Here is a 21657-nt window from a genome sequence, read left to right as displayed (position 1 = left end):
ATCGATGGCAGATGCCGACTTGCTGGCGGCGCTGCGCCGGATGGGGCTGGCCGGACCGGACAAGACGCCGCGATTCACCGCGCTGACCGGCGGCGTCTCCTCCGACATCTTCCGCGTCGACCTGGCCGCGGGCCCGATCTGTGTCAAGCGCGCTTTGGCGAAGCTGCGGGTGACGGCCGACTGGCGGGCGCCGGTGGCGCGCAACCTGTACGAGGCGCGCTGGATGCGGATCGCGGCCGGCATCGTGCCGGCGGCGGTGCCGCGGCTGCTGGGCCAGGACGAGGCGGCCGGGGCGCTGGCCATGGCCTATCTGGCGCCGGAGGACCATCCGGTGTGGAAGGCCGAGCTGCGGGACGGCCGCGCCGACCCGGCCTTCGCCGCCGAGGTCGGGCGGCGCCTCGCAGCGATCCATGCCGCCACGGCGAAGGACCCGGCCTTGGCCGCCCACTTCCCGACCGACGCGATCTTCTACGACATCCGCCTCGAGCCCTATCTGGTGGCGACCGCGATCGCCCACCCTGACTGCGCCCCGGCGCTGCACACGCTGGTCGAGACCACGCGGACGACGAAGCGGGCGCTGGTGCATGGCGATGTCAGCCCGAAGAACATTCTTGTGGGGCCGCAGGGGCCGGTGTTCCTGGACGCCGAATGCGCCTGGTGGGGCGATCCGGCCTTCGACCTGGCCTTCTGCCTGAACCACCTGCTGCTGAAGGGGCTGTGGCGGCCGGGTTCGGCCTCGGACTTCCTGGCCTGCTTCGACGCTCTGGCCGCTTCCTATCGCGCCGGGGTCGACTGGGAACCGGCCGACGCCTTCGAATCCCGCGCCGCCCGGCTGCTGCCCGGCCTGTTCCTGGCCCGGGTCGACGGCAAGTCGCCGGCCGAGTACCTGACCGACACGGCGCAGCAGGACCGCGTCCGCCGCGTCGCCCGGGCCTTGCTGCTGGACCCGCCGTCTCGCTTGGCGGACATTCGGACGGCCTGGGCAGAGGAGCTGAACCTGTGACCTCCACCACCATCGCCGGAATCCGCGGCCGGAGAGTCTGGGACAGCCGGGGGCGGCCGACGGTCGAGGCCGAGATCCGGCTCGACGGTGGCGCCACCGGCCGCGCCATCGCCCCGGCGGGGGCCTCCACTGGCTCCGGCGAGGCGCTGGACCGGCGCGACGGCGGCGCGGCCTTCGGCGGCCATGACGTGCAGGGTGCGGTGGCCGCGGTGAACGGCGACATCGCCCGTGCCTTGATCGGCTTCGATGCCGCCGACCAGGCCGGGCTGGACCGGATGCTGATCGATCTCGACGGCACGCCCGACAAGTCGCGGCTGGGCGGCAACGCCACCCTGGCCGTGTCGATGGCCGCAGCCCATGCCACCGCTTCCGCTGCCGGCCTGCCGCTGTGGCGCCATCTGGGCGGCGACGCGGCCACCCTGCTGCCGCTGCCCGAGATCCAGATCTTCGGCGGCGGCGCCCATGCCGGACGGCGGCTGGACCTGCAGGATTTCATGCTGGTCTGCCCCGGCGCCGGCAGCTTCGCCGAGGCGCTGGACTGGACCGCCGAGGTCTACCGCGCCGCCGGGTCGCTGATGGCCGATGCCGGCAAGCTGTACGGCGTCGCCGATGAGGGCGGCTTCTGGCCCGACTTCGCCGACGCGGCGGAAGCGCTGGACATGCTGGTCCGCGCCATCGAGCGCGCCGGCCGCCGGCCGGGCGAGGAGGTGGCGATCGCGTTGGACGTCGCCGCGTCGGAATTCGGCCGCCACGGCCGCTATCGCTTCGAGGGGCGGGACCTCGACACCGGGCAGATGGTCGAGCTGGTGGCCGGCTGGACCCGGCGCTGGCCGATCGTCTCGGTCGAGGACCCGGTGGCGGAGGACGACGCCGCGGGCTTCCGCGCCATCACCGCCGCGATCGGCGACCGGGTGCAGGTGGTGGGCGACGACTTCCTGGTCACCGACGCCGCCCGGGTGCGCGACGCCGCGGTGGCGCAGGCCTGCACCACCGTGCTGATCAAGCCGAACCAGCGCGGCACGCTGACCGAGGCCAAGGCGGCGTGGGACGCGGCGCGGGAGGCTGGCCTGGGCGGCATCGTCTCCGCCCGCTCGGGCGAGAGCGAGGACACCACCATCGTCGACCTCGTGGTCGGCTGGGGTGTCGGCCAGCTCAAGGTCGGATCCTTTGCCCGGTCGGAGCGGATGGCGAAGTGGAATGCGGCCCTCAGGATCGAGGAGGCGCTGGGCGGCCGCGCCGTCTTCGCCGGCCGAAGCGTCTTGCGCGGGTGACCCCATCCGGGGTGTTCTGCCGTCCCGCAACCGGATGAGTCCATGACCTTCGACCTCGCCTCGATCGATCTGCGCATCCTCGGCCTCGCCATCCTCGGCGTCGCCGTGCTGACCCTGCTGGTCGCCCTGTTCCGCCGCACCCGGCTGGATGTCAGCCCGCTGACCGGCGCGATCGAGGATCTGCGCCGCGACCTGGCGCGGGTGGAGCAGGCGCTGCAGACGGTGGAGCGGCGCGCGGACGCCTCGGCCGAGGCGCGGGACAGCCGGCAGCGGCAGGAGATCGCATCGTCGCTGCGCAACACCGGCGAGACGCTGGTCGGCGCCATGAAGGCGATCGGCGAGACCCAGCAGAGCCGCCTCGACACCGTCGCCGCCCGGCTGCAGGCCTTGTCCGAGTCGATGGCGCAGAGCCAGAACCGGCTGCGCGAGACCATGGATTTGAACCTGCAGTCGCTGCGCAAGGAGAACGAGGCGAAGCTGGAGCAGATGCGCGCCACGGTCGACGAGAAGCTGCAGGCGACCTTGGAGGCGCGGCTGCAGACCCAGTTCCAGACCGTCAGCGAACGGCTGGAGCGGGTGCATCAGGGCCTGGGCGAGATGCAGGTTCTGGCCGGCGGCGTCGGCGACCTGAAGAAGATGCTGTCCGGGGTGAAGACCCGCGGCACCTTCGGCGAGGAGCAGCTGGACGCCCTCTTGGAGCAGGTGCTGACCGAGGACCAGCTGGTGCGCAACGCCCGGCCGCGCGCCGACAGCACCGAGACGGTGGAGTTCGCCATCCGCCTGCCCGAGGGCGTGCTGCTGCCGGTCGACAGCAAGTTCCCGCAGGAGGATTACGAACGGCTGATCCTGGCGGTCGAGGCCGGCGATGCCGAGGCCGCGGCCAAGGCCGGCACGGCGCTGGAGCGGCGGATGCGCGAAGAGGCCAAGCGCATCGCCACCAAGTACATCTGCCCGCCGACCACCACCGACTTCGCCGTGCTGTTCGTGCCGACCGAGGGGCTGTTCGCCGAGGTTCTGCGCCGCCCCGGCCTGCGCGAATCGATCCGCGAGCAGCACCGCGTCACCATCCTCGGCCCCACCACGCTGGGCGCCTTCCTGTCCAGCCTGCGCATGGGCTTCCGCACCCTGGCGATCCAGGAGAAATCGGCCGAGATCTGGCAGGTGCTGGGCGCGGTGAAGACCGAGTTCCGCACCTATGGCGAGCTGATGGGCAAGGTCGAGAAGAAGCTGCAGGAAGGCCAGAACGTGATCCACCAGATCGGCGTCCGCAGCCGCGCCATCCACCGCAAGCTGCGCGAGGTGGAGGAGCTGCCGATGGACCGCGCCGCGCCGCTGCTGGAGCTGGATGCGCCGGAGGCGGAGATGCCCACCTCCAGCGGTCCGGCGGAAGAAGACACGCCATAGCCCTGTTGCATCGGAAGGCCGCGGGCCCTATCCAGTCATCATTCATCCGACAATAGGTCGAGAGAGGAAACCAGATGAGCGTCCACGCCAACTACATCGCCGGGTCCTGGGTCGAAGGCCCGGACGCGTCGAAGAACGTGAACCCGTCGGACCTGTCGGACGTGATCGGCGAATACGCCCGCGCCGACCGCGCCCAGGCGGAGCAGGCGATCGCCGCGGCCCGCGCCGCCTTCCCGAAATGGTCGATGACCACGCTGCAGGAGCGGCACGACCTGCTGGACAAGATCGGCAACACCATCCTGGCGAAGAAGGAGGAGTTGGGCCGGCTCCTGTCGCGCGAGGAGGGCAAGACCCTGCCCGAGGGCATCGGCGAGGCCGCCCGCGCCGGCCAGATCTTCAAGTTCTTCGCCGGCGAGGTGCTGCGCATCCAGGGCGAGAAGCTGGCCTCGGTCCGCCCCGGCATCGATGTCGAGATCACGCGTGAGCCGATCGGCGTCATCGGCCTGATCACGCCGTGGAACTTCCCGATCGCGATCCCGGCCTGGAAGCTGGCGCCGGCGCTCGCCTACGGCAACTGTGTCGTGTTCAAGCCGGCCGACCTGGTGCCGGGCAGCGCCTGGGCCCTGTCGCAGATCATCGTCGATTCGGGCGTGCCGGCCGGCGTGTTCAACCTGGTGATGGGCCGCGGCTCGGTGGTCGGCGAGGCCTTCGTCGCCAGCAAGGATGTCGACGCCATCACCTTCACCGGCTCGGTCGGCACCGGCCGCGGTATCGCCGTGCGCTGCGCCGAGATCGGCAAGAAGGTGCAGCTCGAGATGGGCGGCAAGAACCCGATGGTCATCCTCGACGACGCCGACCTGAACACCGCCGTCGGCGCCGCCACCAACAGCGCCTTCTTCTCCACCGGCCAGCGCTGCACGGCGTCCTCGCGGCTGATCGTGACCGAGGGCATCCATGACCGTTTCGTCGCGGCGATGACCGAGAAGCTGAAGGCGCTGAAGGTCGACAACGCGCTGAAGCAGGGCACCGAGATGGGCCCGGTGGTGGACCAGAGCCAGCTCGACCAGGACCTGTCCTACATCGACATCGGCGTCAAGGAAGGCGCCAAGCTGGCCTTCGGCGGCGAACGGCTGAACCGCGAGACCGAGGGCTTCTACCTGTCGCCGGCGCTGTTCACCGAGACCACCAACGACATGCGGATCAGCCGCGAGGAGATCTTCGGGCCGGTCGCCTCGGTGATCCGGGTCAAGGATTACGAGCAGGCGCTGGCCACGGCGAACGACACCGAGTTCGGCCTGTCCGCCGGCATCGCCACCTCGAGCCTGAAGCATGCCAGCCACTTCAAGCGGGCCAGCCAGGCCGGCATGGTGATGGTGAACCTGCCGACCGCGGGCGTGGACTACCACGTGCCGTTCGGCGGCCGGAAGGGCTCCAGCTACGGCCCGCGCGAGCAGGGCCGCTACGCCGCGGAGTTCTACACGGTGGTGAAGACCGCCTACACCTTCCCCGGCTGAGAGACCGTTCGATACTGCTACTGGCGTGGCCGTCTGATGGCGGTTTCTCCACTTCCGGTGCTCACGGACTTAACGTCCGCTGCGCGCCGGTTCTCGAAACCACCACCAGCCGACTCACGCCAGCGCAGTCTCGAACGGCCTCTGACCGATCCAAGAACGGAATGCAGGAGGGCCCGGCCGGCGACGGCCGGGCCCTTTCCGTTTGACACCGGCCTTCCCGGCTTGCGAGCCTGAGCCCGGAAGTGACACGGGGTGCCCGGAAACGGGCTGAGATCATACCCGTCGAACCTGATCTGGGTCATGCCAGCGAAGGGAGCCGTCACGCGATGCCCGCCCCGGGCCCCGGATCCTCAGGATCGATCGCCGACATTCCCCCGCCGGCCACGGAGGAGCGGAATGGCTGCGGCTGCAGAGGCAACAGAACCGAGGCGGCGCCTCGACCTGTCGGTCTATCTGGTCACCGACACGCGGCTGAGCGGGCCGCGCGGCGTGGCCGAGGTCGCCGCGGCGGCGGCCCGGGGCGGCGTCACCATCGTGCAACTGCGCGACCCTGACGCCACGACGCGAGAACTGATCGCGGCGGCCGGGGCGCTGCAAGCGGTGCTGGCGCCGCATGGCGTGCCGCTGGTGATCAACGACCGGGTCGACGTCGCCCTGGCGGTCGGCGCCGACGGCGTCCATCTCGGCGACCGCGACATGCCGGCGGCGACGGCGCGGAACCTGCTGGGGCCCGGCCGGATCGTCGGCGTCACCGTGCATGACGCGGCCGAAGCGCAGGCGGTCGACATCGCCATCGCCGACTACGCCGGCATCGGCCCGGTCTTCACCACCACCACCAAGGTCGGCGCGCGGCCGGCGATCGGGGTCGACGGCTTCCGGGCGCTGCGCCGGCTGGTGCCGCTGCCCGCCGTCGGCATCGGCGGCATCGACGCGGCCCGCACCGCCGATGTGATCGCCGCCGGGGCCGACGGCGTCGCCGTGGTCTCGGCGATCTGCGCCGCGCCCGATCCCGAGGCGGCCGCCCGGGCCATCGCCGCCGCGGTGGCGGAAGGGCGGGCACGATGATCCCCCCCGCCCATATTCCCAACGTCCTGACCATCGCAGGCACCGACCCCTCGGGCGGCGCCGGCATCCAGGCCGACCTGAAGGCCTTCTCCGCCCTCGGCGCCTATGGCTGCGCAGTGATCACCGCTCTGGTCGCCCAGAACACCCGGGGGGTGCAGGCGGTGGAGCTGGTGTCTCCAGCCTTCGTCGCCAAGCAGATCGACTGCCTGCTGGCCGATGTCCGGATCGATGCGGTGAAGATCGGCATGCTGGCGACCGGCGAGATCGTGCGCGCGGTGGCCGATGCGCTGCGCCGGCACGGGCTGAGCCGGGTGGTGGTCGACCCGGTGATGGTGGCGAAGAGCGGCGACCGGCTGCTGGACCGTGACGCCGTCGCCGCGCTGCGCGAGGAGCTGCTGCCGCTGGCGACGGTGGCGACCCCGAACCTGCCGGAGGCCGCCGACCTGCTGGGCCGCGCGCCGGCCGAACGGCGGGAGGAGATGCCGGACATCGCCGCGGCGCTGCTGGCGCTCGGTTCCCAGGCCGTGCTGCTGAAAGGCGGCCATCTGGAGGAGGCGGAGAGCCCGGACCTGCTGCTCTCGGCCGCTGGCTCCATGACCCTGGCGGCACCGCGCATCGCCACCCGCAACACCCATGGCACCGGCTGCACCCTGTCCGCCGCCATCGCGGCGCTGCTGCCGCAGCGGCCCGACCTGGAGACAGCGGTGCGGGAGGCGAAGGCCTACCTGACCGGGGCGCTGGAAGCGGCCGACCGCCTGTCCGTCGGCGGCGGCCACGGCCCGCTGCACCATTTCCACCGCTGGTGGGGGTAGTGGCCGGATAGGCCGGGCTCGCGAGAGCGAGCCCGATCTTCGAACTCAGCCCGCCGCCTGGTCCAGCTGCTGCGCCTGCAGCAGCGCCGCCCGCTCCGCCTCGGTCAGCTCGAGCCGGGCCAGGTTCGAATCGATCAGGAACGGCGCCCCGCCCGCCGGGCCGGTGACGGCGAGGGCACGCTTGCCCTGGGCATCGAGAGTGAAGGGCATGAAGTCCGACCCGGTCATCACCGTCCCCTTGGTCTCGCCGGCCGGCGACGGGTAGGCCAGGCGCCAGGTGATCGTGCGTTTCACCTTCTGGCCGCCGCGGATGGTCACCACCATCGGCGTCAGGCGCTGGCCGTCCAGCGCCACCGCCTCCCGCTCCGTCCGCTGCTGGCGGAAGCCGGTGCGGACCAGCCCGACGATGCCGACCAGCAGCAGGACCACCGCCACGGCGAAGCTGGCGACGCGGTTCCAGAAAGTGTCAAGGCCCAGGCTGGTCGTCAGCAGCCGCGGATCCGCGGCGCTCTGCACCACGTCGGTGTCGTAGTCGCCGAAATGCACGTCGACGAAGAGGTAGGAGACCTCGGCGGTGACCGTGGCGCCGTCGGCGCCGGGCGCGGCCAGGGTGGCGTCGCAGAAGGTGATCGCCACCTTGGTCTTGCACTCGCCGTCGGTGACTGTTCCGGCCTCCGCCACCGCGGGGTTCTGGCGGATCCGCGCGTCGTTCAGCAGGCTGGGGCCCATCCACCAGACCGCGCCGACCAGGAGAGCGATCAGGATGATCTCCGCGAGCAGGATCGTCAGGACGCGGCGTACGGTCTTCGGGCGCGGCGCATGGACCCGCAGCGGCCGGGTCGGGAAGGCGGACAGGGTCTGCATGGGGAGAGGCTCGTCGTGGTCGTGTCGGCGGGCCGCGGCAACCCGCCGCCCGGCCACCTTGTTGCCTCTCTTCGCGTCAAGAAAAAGGCGGGCGCCGGAGACCGGGCCCGCCTGCGGATCGGATGGCCGGAAGCCTCAGCCGACCTTGTTCTTGTTGTAGACGTCGAAGGCCACGGCGGCGAGCAGCACCAGGCCCTTGATCACCATCTGCAGGTCGATGCCGAGGCCGAGGATCGACATGCCGTTGTTCATCACGCCCATGATGAAGGCGCCGATCACCACGCCGGTGATCTTGCCGACGCCGCCCGAGGCCGAGGCGCCGCCGATGAAGCAGGCGGCGATGGCGTCGAGCTCGAACTGGTTGCCGGCCTGCGGCACCGCCGAGGTCAGGCGCGCCGTGGTGATCAGCCCGGCCAGCGCCGCCAGCACGCCCATGTTGATGAAGGTCAGGAACACCAGCCGCTCGGTGTTGATGCCGGACAGCTTGGCCGCCTTCTCGTTGCCGCCCACCGCGTAGATGCGGCGGCCCAGCGTGGTGCGGGTGGTGACGAAAGCGTAGAGCACGACCAGCACGCCCATCAGGATCAGGATGTTCGGCAGGCCGTTATAGGTGGCCAGCAGGTAGCCGAGGCCGGCCAGCGCCACCACCGTCGCCACGTTCTTGATGACGAAGAACAGCAGCGGCTCCTGCTCCACCCCGTGCTGGATCTCGTTGCGCCGGTTCTTGACGTTGAACCAGACCAGGATCAGCGGCACGGCGATGCTGATCAGCAGCGTGGTGATCCAGACCTTGCCGTTGCCGGTGAACAGCTCGGTCATCGACCCGAACGGCTCGGCGATGAAGCCCGAGGACATCTTCTGGAAATCGACCGGCACCGGCCCGGCGCGCTCGCCGTTCAGCACCATGATGCAGAGGCCGCGGAAGGCCAGCATGCCCGCCAGGGTGACGATGAAGGACGGGATCTTGCGGTAGGCGATGAAATAGCCCTGGGCCGCCCCGATCACCGCGCCCAGCGCCAGGCAGGCGATGGCGGTGAGCCAGGGGTCGATGCCCTGCCACACCATCAGCGCGCCGCCGACCGCGCCGACGAAGCCGGCGATCGACCCGACCGACAGGTCGATATGGCCGCTGACGATGACCAGCAGCATGCCAAAGGCCAGCACGATCACATAGGCGTTCTGCTGGATCAGGTTGCTGAGGTTCAGCGGCGTGAACAGCCGGCCGTCGGTCGCGAACTGGAAGAACACCATGATCGCGACCAGCGACAGCAGCATCGCGTATTCGCGAATGTTGTTCTTCAGGAACTCGCCGATCCGGCTGTTCGCGCGACCCTGCAGGGCGGTGGTATCGGTTGTCATTGCCGTGTTCCTAGGCCCGTTCTTTCGAGCGCATGATCGCCCGCATGATGCTTTCCTGAGAGGCTTCCTTGGCCGGCATCTCGGCGACGAAGCGGCCCTCGTTCATGACGTAGATCCGGTCGGACATGCCCAAGAGCTCCGGCATCTCCGACGAGATCATGATGACGCCCTTCCCGGCCGCCACCAGCTGGTTGATGATGGTGTAGATCTCGTATTTGGCGCCGACGTCGATGCCGCGGGTGGGCTCGTCGAGGATCAGCACCTCGGGCTCCGCGAACAGCCACTTGCTCAGCACCACCTTCTGCTGGTTGCCGCCGGACAGGTTGACCGTCCGCTGCTGCACGCCGGAGGAGCGGATGTTGAGCTTGCGCCGGTAGTCGGTCGCGACCCCGAGCTCGCGCATGTCGTCGATGACGCCGCGGCGGGCCACGCCGGGAAGATGGGCCAGCGGGATGTTGTGCTGGATCGAGTCGATCAGCACCAGCCCCAGCGACTTGCGGTCCTCGGTGACATAGGCGAGGCCGGCGTCGATCGCCTTCGGCACGGTGCCGAGGTCGACCGCCTGGCCGCGCATGGTGGCGGTGCCGGTGATCTTCTGGCCGTAGGACTTGCCGAACACGCTCATGGCGAATTCGGTCCGCCCCGCGCCCATCAGCCCGGCGATGCCCACCACCTCGCCGGCGCGGACGGTCAGGTCGATGCCCTTGATCATCTGCCGGTCGGCATGCAGCGGGTGATAGACGCTCCAGTTCTTCACCGCGAACAGCGTCTCGCCCAGCTTCGGCTCGCGCTCGGGATAGCGGTCGGTCAGGTCGCGCCCGACCATGCCCTTGATGATGCGGTCCTCGTTGACCGCGCCTCCCTGGGCATCAAGCGTCTCGATGGTCGACCCGTCGCGCAGGATGGTGATCGAATCCGCGACCTTGGTGATCTCGTTCAGCTTGTGCGAGATCAGGATCGAGGAGATGCCCTGGCGCTTGAACTCCAGCAGCAGGTCCAGCAGCGCGTCGCTGTCGCTCTCGTTCAGGCTGGCCGTCGGCTCGTCGAGGATCAGGAGCTTGACCTCCTTCGACAGGGCCTTGGCGATCTCGACCAGCTGCTGCTTGCCGACGCCGATATTGGTGACCAGCGTCGCCGGATTCTCCTTCAGCCCGACCTTGGCCAAGAGGGCCCGGGCCCGGGTCAGCGTCTCGTTCCAGTCGATGACGCCGCGCTTCGCCACCTCGTTGCCGAGGAACAGGTTCTCGGCGATCGACAGGAGCGGCACCAGCGCCAGCTCCTGATGGATGATGATGATGCCGGTCTCTTCGCTGTCGGAGATCGAGCGGAAGTGCCGCTCCTTCCCCTCGAACCGGATCTCGCCCTCATAGGAGCCGTGCGGGTAGACGCCGGACAGCACCTTCATCAGCGTCGATTTGCCGGCGCCGTTCTCGCCGACCACGGCATGGATCTCGCCGCGCTTGACCGCGAGGTTGACGTTACTGAGCGCCTTCACGCCCGGGAACGTCTTGGTGATCCCCCGCATCTCCAGGATCGTATCGACCATGGGATTGACTGTATCCACTCGAGGCTCCGCTCGCCACGGGCGCCGATCCGCCGCCCCGGAGGGTGGCGGATGCAACGGCAGGGCCCCGCGCCCGGAGACGCGGGGCCCTGGGGCTTCATCAGGTTACTTCAGCTGGTCGGCGGTGTAGTAGCCGCTGTCGACCAGGACCTTCTGGACGTTGGCCTTGGTCACCGGCACCGGCGTCAGCAGGTAGGACGGCACCACCTTGACCCCGTTGTTGTAGGTCTTGGTGTCGTTGACCTGCGGCTCCTTGCCGCCCATCACGGCGTCGATCATGTCGACGGTGACCTTGGCGAGGTCGCGCGTGTCCTTGAACACGGTGGAGTACTGGTCGCCGGCGAGGATCGACTTGACCGACGGCACCTCGGCGTCCTGGCCGGAGACAAAGGGCAGCGGCTGGTCGCCCGAGCCGTAGCCGACCGCCTTGAGCGAGGCGATGATGCCCATCGACAGGCCGTCATAGGGCGACAGCACGGCGTTGACCTTCTTGTCGCCGTAATAGGCCGACAGCAGGTTGTCCATGCGGGCCTGGGCGGTGTTCGGGTCCCAGCGCAGGATGCCGACCTTGTCCATGCCCATCTGGCCGCTGGGGATCACCACCTTCTTGCTGTCGATGTAGGGCTGCAGCACCGACATCGCGCCGTTGTAGAAGAAGAAGGCGTTGTTGTCGTCCGGCGAGCCGCCGAACAGCTCGACATTGAACGGGCCCTTGCCGTCCTTCAGGCCGAGGGCGTCGACCAGCGAGCCGGCCTGCAGGACGCCGACCTGGAAGTTGTCGAAGGTGGTGTAGTAGTCGACATTCGGCGTGTCGCGGATCAGGCGGTCATAGGCGATGACCTTGATCCCGGCGTCGTGCGCCTGCTGCAGCACCGAGGTCAGGGTGGTGCCGTCGATCGCGGCGATCACCAGCACCTTGGCGCCCTTGGTGACCATGTTCTCGATCTGCGACAGCTGGGTCGGGATGTCGTCGCCCGCATATTGCAGGTCGGCGTCATAGCCCTTGGCCTGCAGCGACTTGACCATGTTGTCGCCGTCGGCGATCCAGCGCGCCGAGGTCTTGGTCGGCATCGACACGCCGACGAGGCCCTTGTCGGCCGCCTGCGCGGACAGCGCGAAGGCGGACAGCCCCAGCGCCAGCGCGGTGATGGATGTGATCAGCTTCACCGTTTTCTCCCTCTGCTCTCTTCTGCGCCCGGGCTTGCCGTTCGGGTGTGGTCCCGGCGCGCTGTTGCCGCATGACGGCAGATGATGCCGCAGCCACCCCGGCCGTTCCAGCCGGGCCGCCCGTGACTGTGGCATCGATGGTGGTCCGGCGCCGGCAGGACCGCGAGGCGCCGATCGGCGGGCGAGCCTCCGCGCGCGCTCCTGACGGAACGCCGCTCAACCTCCCGCCGGACGATCAAGCCCGACGCCTCGTCGATGTGGTGAAATCCATAAGCTCCTCCCTGTGAAGCGCGACTGCGACGCCTTGTGGCTGTTGGGGGGCCGGCTCGGCCGATCCAATCCTCATACAATTTGGCGTAATCTCTCGCCACGTCGCCGCGCTGTCAAGCGCCGCCGCCAGGGCATGGTAATCGATTGAATTGATAGGGGCAGTCGCTTGTTCTAGGTCCCAACTACAGGGCTGCCGCGCTGGAGGCGTCCCCGTCTCGCAGAATCCCAACACCGTCATTGCGAGCGCAGCGAAGCAATCCAGGGCCGTTTGGCGTGGCCCCCCTGGATTGCTTCGTCGGCTTCGCCTTCTCGCAATGACGGCAGGGGGGATAGGGAGCCACCTTCCCGCCGCCGCAAAACCCGGCTAAAGCTCCCGCCCATGTCCCTGCTCCGCGGCATGGCGACGGTCGGGGGGCTGACGGCCGTCAGCCGCATCGCCGGATTCGCCCGCGATATCCTGACCGCCTCGCTGCTGGGCGCGGGGCCGATGGCCGACGCCTTCGTGATCGCGGTCAAGCTGCCCAACCTGGCCCGGCGCCTGTTCGCCGACGGCGCCTTCATGGTCACCTTCGTGCCGCAATACGCGGCCGAGCGCGGCGAAAACGGCCGCGCCGCGGCGCTGGCCTTCGCCGGCGAGGTGCTGGCCGCCCTGCTGGCGGTGCTGATCCCGCTGACCCTGCTGGCGTTGCTGGCCATGCCCGCCATCCTGGCGGTGATCGCCCCCGGCTTCGTCGCCGACCCGGTGCGCGAGGCGCTGGCGCTGGACTATGCCCGCCTGGCCTTCCCCTATCTGCTGCTGATGTCGGTCGCGGCCCTGCTGGGCGGCGTGCTGAACGCGCAGGAGAGGCTGGCCCCCTTCGCCGCCGCGCCGATCCTGTTCAACCTGGTGCTGATCGCGGCGCTGCTGTTCGGCACGCATCTGGCCGGGTCGCCCGGCCGGGCGCTGGCGGTCGGCGTCACCCTGTCCGGCATCGTCCAGCTGGCCTGGCTGGCCCTGGCCTGCCGCCGCCACGGCGTGCCGGTGCGGCTGATGCCGCCGCGGATCGGGCCGCGGCTGCGCCGGCTGGTGGTGCTGATGGGGCCGGGCGCCATCGGCACCGGCATCACCCAGATCCAGATGGTGTTGAACACGCTGATCGCCAGCTTCCTGCCGGCCGGGGCCGTGAGCGCCCTCTACTATGCCGACCGGCTGACCCAGCTGCCGCTGGGCATCGTCGGCATCGCGCTGGGCACCGCCCTGCTGCCCACCCTGACCCGCCTGCTGGTCGAGAACCGGGCGGAGGACGTCGCGGCGACGCAGAGCCGGGCGATCGAATACGGGCTGCTGCTGGGCCTGCCCGCCGCGGCCGGGCTGATCCTGCTGGCCGAGCCGATCGTGCACGGGCTGTTCGAGCGCGGCGCCTTCGGGCCGAAGCAGACGGTGGCCGTGGCCGGCGCGCTGGGCGCCTATGCCGCCGGCATCCCGGCCTACATCCTGATCCGGGTGCTCTCGACCCTGTGCTTCGCCCGGCAGGACACGGCGACGCCGATGCGCACCGCCCTTGTCGCCACCATCCTGGCCGTGGCCGGCGCGGTGCTGCTGATGCGGCCGATGGGCCATGTCGGCATCGCCCTGGCGACCGCCGTCTCGGCCTGGGCCAATGCCGGCCTGCTGGCCTGGTCGCTGCGCCGCCGCGGCGCCCTGCCGGTCGATGCCGGGCTGCGCCGGCGTGGCGGGCGGATCCTGCTGGCGGCGCTGGGCATGGCGGCCGGGCTGCTGCTGGCCCGGCAGGGGCTGACGGCAGCCGGCGGCGCGGCCCTGGCGGCGCTGATCGCGGGCGGCGCCGCGCTCTACGCCGTGCTGTGCCTGCTGCTGGGGGCGGTCGACCGCGACGAACTCGCCAGGTTCCGCCGCCGCAAGCATCTGCCGGGTTGACCCGCCCGCACCGGGCCGGCCATAACCCAGCCTTCCCCCACCCCTCTGCGGCACCGGCGGACATGAAGCGCATCTTCTCGGGCATCCAGCCCACCCACAACATGCATCTCGGCAACTATCTCGGCGCGGTGCGGAACTGGGTGGCGCTGCAGGACGGGGCGGAGTTCGAGACCATCTACTGCGTCGTCGACCTGCACGCGCTGACCCAGCCGCAAGACCCGGTCGAGCTGCGGGCCCATATCCGCGAGCTGACCGCGACGCTGCTGGCCGTCGGCATCGACCCGGAGCGCAGCATCCTGTTCGCGCAGAGCCAGGTGCCCGGCCACAGCGAGCTGGCCTGGCTGTTCTCCTGCGTCACCCCGCTGGGCTGGCTGCGGCGCATGACCCAGTTCAAGGACAAGGCCGGCAAGCAGCAGGACACGGCGATGCACGGCCTGCTGGCCTATCCCGTGCTGATGGCCGCCGACATCCTGCTGTACAAGGGCACCCATGTGCCGGTCGGCGAGGACCAGAAGCAGCATCTGGAGCTGACCCGCGACATCGCCCAGTCCTTCAACCAGCGCTACGGCGTCGACTTCTTCCCGCTGCCGGAGCCGCAGATCCTGGGCTCCGCCACCCGGGTGATGAGCCTGCGCGACGGGTCGAAGAAGATGAGCAAGTCGGACGAGTCCGACTACAGCCGCATCAACATGACCGACGACGCCGACACCATCGCGCTGAAGTTCCGCCGGGCCAAGACCGACCCGGAGCCGTTGCCGACCGAGGCCGCGGGGCTGGCCAGCCGGCCGGAGGCCGAGAACCTGGTCGCCATCTACGGCGCCCTGGCCGGCAAGGATGTCGGCGCGGTGCTGGCCGAGTTCGGCGGCGCGCCGTTCTCGACCTTCAAGGGCGCGCTGACCGATGTGGCGGTGGCGGTGCTGGCGCCGATCGGCGGCGAGATGCGCCGGCTGATGGCCGATCCCGGCCATGTCGACGCGGTGCTGCGCCGTGGCGGCGAGAAGGCCGCGGCGATCGCCGCGCCGGTGCTGGCCGAGACCCAGGACATCATGGGGCTGCTGCGGCCGTGAGAGAGCGTCCCATTTCCGCCCTGCCCAATCTCGGGCCCAAGACCGCCGAGTGGCTGGCCGCCGTCGGCATCACCAGCGAGGCGGAGCTGCGCGCCATCGGCCCGGTGGAGGCCTGGCAGCGCCTGAAGGCGGCGCAGCCGGAGCTGATCACGGTCAACGCGCTGTATGCCCTGCACGGCGCCCTGACCAACCAGCACTGGGCCGCCCTGCCCCAGGACCTGCGCGCCCTGCTGCGCAAGGACGCCGGGGTGGAGTGAGGCGGGCTGGTGACTATCGATGACAGTCTCGGACCACTGGATGCAATCGCGTAGCCTCTCCCGCTTGCGGGAGAGGTCGGAGACGCGAAGCGGCTCCGGGTGAGGGCATTCCGGCAGCCTCACCAAGATCGTTATTTCAGGACGGACTCACGTGCTCGCTCGCGGCGGCAACCGTGAAGGCTGCGGGACCGCTGGCCCTCACCCGGTCGTCCTGCGGACGCCCGACCTCTCCCGCAAGCGGGAGAGGTCACGCACTTGCCGGGAAAGACCCTAAATCGACGGATCCGCGTCCTCGCCCACCCGCTTGGCGGAGCCGGCGAAGCTGGTGATGGCGAAGGATTCCAGCAGGTCGATGGCGGCATCCACCGGCATCGCGCCGGTGTCGATCGTCAGGTCCGGCGTCTCCGGCGCCTCATAGGGGGCCGAGACCCCGGTGAAGCCCTGGATCTCGCCGCGGCGCGCCTTGGCATAGAGGCCCTTCGGGTCGCGCTGCTCGCAGATCGCGAGATCCGCCTTCACGAACACCTCGCGGAAGCCGTCGCCGATCACGTCGCCGGCCAAGGCGCGGTGCCAGCGCTCCGGCGAGATCAGGGCCACGATCGCGATCAGCCCGGCCTCGGCGAACAGCCGCGCCACCTCGGCCGCGCGGCGGACATTCTCGGCCCGGTCCTCGGTCGAGAAGCCGAGGTCGCGGCCCAGGCCGGTGCGCAGCGAATCGCCATCCAGCACCGTTGCCTGCCAGCCGCGAGCGAACAGGCGCGATTCCAGCGCCGTCGCCAGGGTCGACTTGCCGGAGCCGGACAGGCCGGTCAGCCAGACCACGCCGCCGCCATGGCCGTTGGCCACGCGCCGGGCCGCGGCATCGACCCGCCGCTCGGTCGGGAACAGGAGGCGGCTGTCGCCCGTGGCGTCGAGGATGGTGACGCCGCCCACGATGTCGTAGCCGTCGACCAGCACGCCGCGGCCGGTGCCCGGCAGCTCCGCATGGCGGTCGAAGGCGATGGCGGTGCGGCCCACCACCTCGATCTCCGCCGTCTCGTTGCGGCGCACCAGCTCCGCCGTCCGGGTCTCCAGCGTGTGCACCTCGACCACATGGGCGATGCGCTCCACCGTCACCGTGTGCTCGGCCGTGGCCAGGCGCAGCGTCAGCCGGGCGCCGGGACGCAGCGGCTCGCGCGCCAGCCAGAACAGCCGCAGCTTCAGCCGGGTGGCGGTGGGCGGCGCCTGCTCGACCAACGTCGCGACCTGGCCGCGCTCGACGAAGACCGGCGGGTCGAGTGTCAGGCCGACCGCCTGGCCCGCCTTGGCCGAGGTGATCTCCGCCGCCGGCCAGCTCTCGATCGTGGCGATGCGGGCGATCTTGCCCGACGGGGCGAAGCGCAGGGTCTGGCCGACCGCCAGCGCACCGCTCTCGATCCGTCCCGACACGATGCGCCGCTCGTCGAATTTGTAGACATCCTGCACCGGCAGGCGCAGCGGCTGCTCGGTCGGCGCCGGCGCCGCCTCCAGCCCGTCCAGCGCCTCGACCAGCGACGGCCCGTCATGCCAGGGCATCAGGGCCGAGCGGCTGGCGATGTTCTCGCCGTGCCGGGCGGCCAGCGGCACCACCACCGCCGGGGTGATGCCGACGCTGCTGAGATAGGCCGAGATCTCGTCGGTCACCGCCTGGAAGCGGGACTGGTCGTAGTCCACCAGGTCCATCTTGTTGATCGCCACCACCACCTGGGTGATGCCGAGCAGGCCGAGGATCAGCGCATGGCGGCGCGACTGCTCCAGCGTGCCCTCGCGGGCATCGACCAGGAGCAGCGCCGCATCCGCCCCGGCGGCGCCGGAGACCATGTTCTTCAGGAACTCGGCATGGCCCGGCGCGTCGATCAGCACATAGCGCCGGCGCGGGGTGCGGAACTGCACCTCGGCCGTGTCGATGGTGATGCCCTGGTCGCGCTCGGACTGCAGCGCGTCGATCAGGAACGACCATTCGAACGGCATGCCGCGCTTCTTGCTCATCGCCTCGACCGCGGTGACGCGTTCGGGGCCGAGCGTGCCGGTGTCGTGCAGCAGGCGGCCGATCAGGGTCGACTTGCCATGGTCGACATGGCCGGCGATGACGACGCGCAGGGTGCGGGCGGCGGCCAGCGCCGGGTGCAGGGCGACGATTCCGTCCATTCTCACATGTACCCCGCGCTGCGGAGGCGCTCGAAGCCGTCCTCGGTCTCGTTGTCGATGATCCGGCCGGAGCGCTCGGAGACCTTGGTGGTCTCCAGCTCGGCGATGATCGCCTCGATCGTGTCGGCGTCGCTGGCCACCGGTAGGGTGATGTTCTTCTCGCCCAGCGAACGGTAGCGCAGCCCGTCCTTGGCCAAATATAGCGGCACGATCGGGATGCCCTCACGCTGGGTATAGCGCCAGACGTCGATCTCGGTCCATTTCAGGATCGGATGGATCCGGACATGGGTGCCGGGCTCGAACCGGGTCTTGTACTGGCCCCAGAACTCCGCCGGCTGGTCGGACACGTCCCAGGCGCCCTCGAAGCTGCGCGGGCTGAACACCCGCTCCTTCGCCCGGGTGCCCTGCTCGTCGCGACGGATGCCGACGATGATGCCCTCGAAGCCCTCGCGCTGGATCACCGCCTTCAGCCCCTCGGTCTTGCGGGCCGCCGCCCGGCCGCCGGGCGCCAGGGTCTGGTCCATCTCCTCCTCCGGCGGGCAGTCCTCGACGATCAGCGGCAGGTTCCACTCGCGCACCAGCCGGTCGCGGAATTCGTAGACCTCCGGCAGTTCCATATGGGTTTCGAGCTGGACCAGCGGGAACGGCACATGGCCGAAGAACGCCTTGCGCAGCAGCCACAGGATCAGCGTCGAATCCTTGCCGATCGACCAGAGCATGGCCAGCCGATCGATGCGGGCGAAGGCCTCGCGGAGAATGGTGATGCTCTCCGCTTCGAGTTCGTCGAGATGAGTCATGTCTTAAAGGAGCGTGACCTGGGAGGGGACGGGATCGGCAGGGCGGTGGATACCGCATTCGGTCTTGGCCTGGCCAGACCAGCGGCCTGAGCGCGGGTCGGCGCCGGGCTCGACCCGCTCGGTACAGGGCATGCAGCCGATCGACAGGAAGCCGTCGGCTTCCAGCGGGTGGCGCGGCAGGTCCCTGGCCTCGAACGCCGTGGCGATCCGGTCGGGCGACCAGCCGGCCAGCGGGTTGATCTTGTAGCGCCCCTCATCGGCCGCCCATTCCACCGCCGGCAGCGCCGCGCGGGTGAGCGCCTGGAAGCGCTTGCGGCCGGTGATCCAGCCGCCGAAGCCGGCCAGCGCCCGCTCCAGCGGCTCGACCTTGCGCAGGGCGCAGCATGCGTCCGGGTCGCGCTGGAACAGCAGCAGGTCTGGGTCTCGCTTGGCGATTTCGGCGGGGTCGGGTCTGACCGAGCGCACATCCACAAGTCCGAGCTGCGCGACCAGCCGGTCGCGATAGCGCAGAGTCTCGCCGAAATGCCGCAGCGTGTCGAGGAAGACGACCGGCGTGGCCGGCGCGACCTCCGCCACCAGGGCCAGCAGCACCGCCGCCTCGGCCCCGAAGGACGACACCAGCGCGACCGGCCCGAGCCGCGGATCCGCCAGCACCCTTTCGATCAATGCACGCCCGTCCAGCCCGTCGAATTCGGCGGCGATCAGCTCCTGATCGGGCTGCGATGATGCAGCGGCAGAGGCGGACATCGGGTGCTCATGGTCGGCAAATTCTCCAATTTCACTGTAAAATGGAGCGCATTTGCTGGTTGACTGTGTGTGAATCTGGAGACTAATGTCAACCATCATTTGTGGATAGAACGCCGCCGCCGATGTCCGCCGAACAATCCGCCGCTCCCGCGGCCACGCCGAAGCTTTCCGCCGTCGAAGGCGTGAAGGAACAGAGCCGATTCCTGCGCGGCGGCATCGCCGCCGACCTGCTCACGCCCGGCCCCTCGGTCACCGAGGAGAGCTATAACCTGCTGAAATTCCACGGCAGTTACGAGCAGTACGACCGTGACACCGCGACGCCGCGGAAGAAGCAGGGGCTGGAGAAGGAATACCAGTTCATGGTCCGCGCCCGCATCCCGGGCGGGCGGCTGACGGCCGAGCAGTATCTGGCGCTCGACGCCATCGCCGACAGGTACTCCAACGGAACGCTGCGGATTACCACGCGGCAGGGAATCCAGTTCCACGGCGTTCTGAAGGGAAATCTGAAGGCGACGATCGCCGACATCAACCACTCGATGTTGACCACCATGTCCGCCTGCGGCGACGTGGTGCGCAACGTCATGACCACCCCGGCGCCGATCCGCGACGCGGTGCATGCGCGGCTGGAGGCGGATGCCCGCTTCCTGTCGACGCGGCTCTTGCCGAAGAGCCGGGCCTATTACGAGCTGTTCCTCGACGAGGAGAACCAGGCGCCGGCCGAATCGGTCGACGAGCCGCTGTACGGCGCCACCTACCTGCCGCGGAAGTTCAAGGTCGGCCTGGCCACGCCCGAGGACAACTCGATCGACCTGCTGACCCAGGATCTCGGCATCCTCTCGGTGTTCGAGGGCGATCACCTGGTCGGCTACAACCTCAATCTCGGCGGCGGCCAGGGGCTGACCCACACCAAGGCGGGCACCCATGCCCGCATGGCCTCGCCGATCGCCTCGGTCGGCCCGGGCGAACTGCTGCAGGGCGCCGAGGCGGTGATCCGCCTGTATCGCGACCACGGCAACCGCGCCGACCGCAAGCGCGCCCGGCTGAAATACGTGCTGGACGACATGGGGCTGGACTGGACCAGGAAGGAGCTGGAGCGCCAGTTCGGCCGGGTGCTGGCCGACCCGCTGCCGCACGGGCCGTTCCAGGTGCCCGACCATCTCGGCTGGCACGAGCAGGGCGACGGCCGCTTCTGGCTGGGCCTGCCGGTCGCCAGCGGCCGGATCGAGGACGGCCCGAGGGTGCGGCTGCGCACCGCGCTGCGCGCCCTGTTCGAGAACTGGGCCAAGCCGTCGGTGCTGACGCCGCAGCAGGACATCCTGATCGCCGATATCGCCCCCGGCGAGCGCGATGAGATCGAGGCGCATCTGCGCAGCCATGGCGTGGTCTTCGCCGAGGACCTGACCGCCGTCCGCCGCTGGACCCTGGCCTGCCCGGCCCTGCCGACCTGCGGCCTGGCCCTGTCGGAGGCCGAGCGCATCCGCGAGCCGCTGGTCGATTCGATCGAGGCCGCCCTGCGCAAGCACGGGCTGATCGAGGAGCGGATCAGCATCCGCATCACCGGCTGCCCGAATGGCTGCGCCCGCCCCTATGCCGGCGACATCGGCCTGGTCGGCCGCACCCCCGGCACATTCGCCCTGTTCGTCGGCGGCGATTTCGAGGGCACGCGGCTGAACGCCAAGCTGACCGAGAAGGTGCCGGAGGCGGCGATCGCCGACACGCTGGACCCGCTGCTGGGCGCCTTCGCGCAGGAGCGGCAGCCGGGCGAGGGCTTCGGCGACTGGTGCCACCGCCAGGGCATCGACCGGCTGGCCACGCTGCTGCCGGGCGGAAAGGCGCTCTGATGCTGCCGATCTCGCTGTGCCCCGAGGCGGTGTCGGTCGCCCTGGTCGGCATTGGCGACAAGGCGGTGCGCCGCCTGGCGCAGCTGGATGAGGGCGGCTTCACCGTCACCGTGTTCTCGGACAATCCGTCGCCGGATTTGGTGCTGGCCGCCGGCGACCGGCTGCGACGAGGGCTGCCGGGCGCGGCGGATCTGAGCACCCACCGGCTGCTGCTGGTGGCCGACCTGGACGAGGCGCCGTCGGCCGACTTGGCCATCCTGGCCCGCCAGCTTGGCCTGCTGGTGAATGTCGAGGACCGCACGGCCTTGTGCGACTTCCACCTGCCGGCGATCGTGCGCCGCGGCGACCTGGTGGTGGCGATTTCGACCGGCGGGCAGAGCCCGCGCCTGGCAGGACGGCTGCGCCTGTTCGCCGAGCGGCTGATCCATCGCGACTGGGGCGGCCGCCTGGCCCGGCTGGGCCTGCTGCGCGCCGAGCTGCGGGCCCAGGGCAAGGCCCCGCACGAGATCTCCCGCGCCGTCGACGCCGTGATCGACGGCGAAGGCTGGCTGGGGCGTCCGGGGGCCTGACCCTT

General features: G+C 70.1%; 18 protein-coding genes and 1 riboswitch. Of the genes, 11 read left to right on the top strand and 7 right to left on the bottom strand.

The window, feature by feature from the left end:
* Positions 1-4 precede the first annotated feature (4 nt).
* The 6 genes from BWR60_RS09055 (at position 5) to thiD (ending at position 7069) form a co-directional block, all read left to right on the top strand.
* Complete coding sequence (locus tag BWR60_RS09055; protein WP_088150681.1) at positions 5-1003, top strand: phosphotransferase family protein; 999 nt, start codon at positions 5-7, stop codon at positions 1001-1003.
* Positions 1000-2274 carry a phosphopyruvate hydratase gene (gene eno, locus BWR60_RS09050; protein WP_088150680.1) on the top strand — a complete coding sequence of 425 codons (1275 nt, stop codon included), beginning with the start codon at positions 1000-1002 and terminating at the stop codon, positions 2272-2274. Before BWR60_RS09055 ends, eno begins: the two co-directional genes overlap by 4 nt.
* Positions 2275-2316: 42 nt before the next feature.
* Positions 2317-3678: a DNA recombination protein RmuC gene (rmuC, locus tag BWR60_RS09045; RefSeq protein WP_088150679.1), complete on the top strand. Its 1362-nt coding sequence runs from the start codon at positions 2317-2319 to the stop codon at positions 3676-3678.
* 74 nt (positions 3679-3752) lie between these two features.
* On the top strand, positions 3753-5192 hold the full coding sequence (locus BWR60_RS09040) for an aldehyde dehydrogenase family protein (protein ID WP_088150678.1): 1440 nt from the start codon (positions 3753-3755) through the stop codon (positions 5190-5192).
* Positions 5193-5430: 238 nt separating this feature from the next.
* A riboswitch (TPP riboswitch) is annotated at positions 5431-5525 on the top strand.
* A 63-nt stretch (positions 5526-5588) separates the two neighbouring features.
* Entirely contained in the window at positions 5589-6257 is a 669-nt protein-coding gene (thiE, locus tag BWR60_RS09035; protein ID WP_088150677.1) for a thiamine phosphate synthase, read from the top strand.
* The gene (gene thiD, locus BWR60_RS09030; protein ID WP_088150676.1) at positions 6254-7069 is read left to right on the top strand and encodes a bifunctional hydroxymethylpyrimidine kinase/phosphomethylpyrimidine kinase; all 816 of its coding nucleotides are present in this window, start codon (positions 6254-6256) and stop codon (positions 7067-7069) included. The genes thiE and thiD overlap by 4 nt, the downstream gene beginning before the upstream one ends.
* A 45-nt stretch (positions 7070-7114) precedes the next feature.
* Here thiD and BWR60_RS09025 read toward each other — a convergent pair whose 3' ends face one another.
* The 4 genes from BWR60_RS09025 to chvE all read right to left on the bottom strand — a co-directional run bounded on the left by BWR60_RS09025 (position 7115) and on the right by chvE (position 12023).
* Positions 7115-7933: a hypothetical protein gene (locus BWR60_RS09025; protein WP_088150675.1), complete on the bottom strand. Its 819-nt coding sequence runs from the start codon at positions 7931-7933 to the stop codon at positions 7115-7117.
* Between the two features lie 135 nt (positions 7934-8068).
* The gene (gene mmsB / locus BWR60_RS09020) at positions 8069-9292 is read right to left on the bottom strand and encodes a multiple monosaccharide ABC transporter permease (RefSeq protein WP_088150674.1); all 1224 of its coding nucleotides are present in this window, start codon (positions 9290-9292) and stop codon (positions 8069-8071) included.
* Between the two features lie 10 nt (positions 9293-9302).
* Entirely contained in the window at positions 9303-10838 is a 1536-nt protein-coding gene (mmsA, locus tag BWR60_RS09015) for a multiple monosaccharide ABC transporter ATP-binding protein (RefSeq protein WP_088150673.1), read from the bottom strand.
* A 123-nt stretch (positions 10839-10961) separates the two neighbouring features.
* Positions 10962-12023, bottom strand: a complete 1062-nt coding sequence (gene chvE, locus BWR60_RS09010; protein ID WP_179221691.1) for a multiple monosaccharide ABC transporter substrate-binding protein — start codon at positions 12021-12023, stop codon at positions 10962-10964.
* Positions 12024-12672: 649 nt separating this feature from the next.
* Here chvE and murJ point away from each other — a divergent pair.
* From murJ to BWR60_RS08995, 3 genes are all read left to right on the top strand, one after another.
* Positions 12673-14208: a murein biosynthesis integral membrane protein MurJ gene (murJ, locus tag BWR60_RS09005; protein WP_088150671.1), complete on the top strand. Its 1536-nt coding sequence runs from the start codon at positions 12673-12675 to the stop codon at positions 14206-14208.
* Positions 14209-14270: 62 nt separating this feature from the next.
* Complete coding sequence (gene trpS / locus BWR60_RS09000; RefSeq protein WP_088150670.1) at positions 14271-15275, top strand: tryptophan--tRNA ligase; 1005 nt, start codon at positions 14271-14273, stop codon at positions 15273-15275.
* Positions 15272-15532, top strand: a complete 261-nt coding sequence (locus BWR60_RS08995; protein WP_034837498.1) for a TfoX/Sxy family protein — start codon at positions 15272-15274, stop codon at positions 15530-15532. Before trpS ends, BWR60_RS08995 begins: the two co-directional genes overlap by 4 nt.
* A gap of 270 nt (positions 15533-15802) precedes the next feature.
* Here BWR60_RS08995 and cysC read toward each other — a convergent pair whose 3' ends face one another.
* Genes cysC through BWR60_RS08980 form a run of 3 tightly spaced genes read right to left on the bottom strand, consistent with a single transcriptional unit; the run spans position 15803 to position 19242 of the window.
* On the bottom strand, positions 15803-17698 hold the full coding sequence (gene cysC / locus BWR60_RS08990; protein WP_088150669.1) for an adenylyl-sulfate kinase: 1896 nt from the start codon (positions 17696-17698) through the stop codon (positions 15803-15805).
* Positions 17699-17700: 2 nt separating this feature from the next.
* Positions 17701-18495 carry a sulfate adenylyltransferase subunit CysD gene (cysD, locus tag BWR60_RS08985; protein WP_088150668.1) on the bottom strand — a complete coding sequence of 265 codons (795 nt, stop codon included), beginning with the start codon at positions 18493-18495 and terminating at the stop codon, positions 17701-17703.
* A gap of 3 nt (positions 18496-18498) precedes the next feature.
* A complete protein-coding gene (locus BWR60_RS08980) occupies positions 18499-19242 on the bottom strand; it encodes a phosphoadenylyl-sulfate reductase (protein WP_088150667.1) in 744 nt (247 codons plus the stop codon).
* Between the two features lie 122 nt (positions 19243-19364).
* Here BWR60_RS08980 and BWR60_RS08975 point away from each other — a divergent pair, with 122 nt between their 5' ends.
* Both BWR60_RS08975 and BWR60_RS08970 read left to right on the top strand, forming a co-directional pair.
* Complete coding sequence (locus BWR60_RS08975) at positions 19365-21083, top strand: NADPH-dependent assimilatory sulfite reductase hemoprotein subunit (RefSeq protein ID WP_088150666.1); 1719 nt, start codon at positions 19365-19367, stop codon at positions 21081-21083.
* On the top strand, positions 21083-21652 hold the full coding sequence (locus BWR60_RS08970) for a precorrin-2 dehydrogenase/sirohydrochlorin ferrochelatase family protein (protein WP_088150665.1): 570 nt from the start codon (positions 21083-21085) through the stop codon (positions 21650-21652). Before BWR60_RS08975 ends, BWR60_RS08970 begins: the two co-directional genes overlap by 1 nt.
* The last annotated feature ends 5 nt before the right edge of the window (positions 21653-21657 follow it).

The organism is Inquilinus limosus (assembly GCF_002195995.1).
GTDB classification, from domain to species: Bacteria; Pseudomonadota; Alphaproteobacteria; order DSM-16000; family Inquilinaceae; genus Inquilinus; species Inquilinus limosus_C.
Note: the sequence above shows the minus strand (reverse complement) of the source record. Positions and strands in the feature narration are given on the sequence as shown.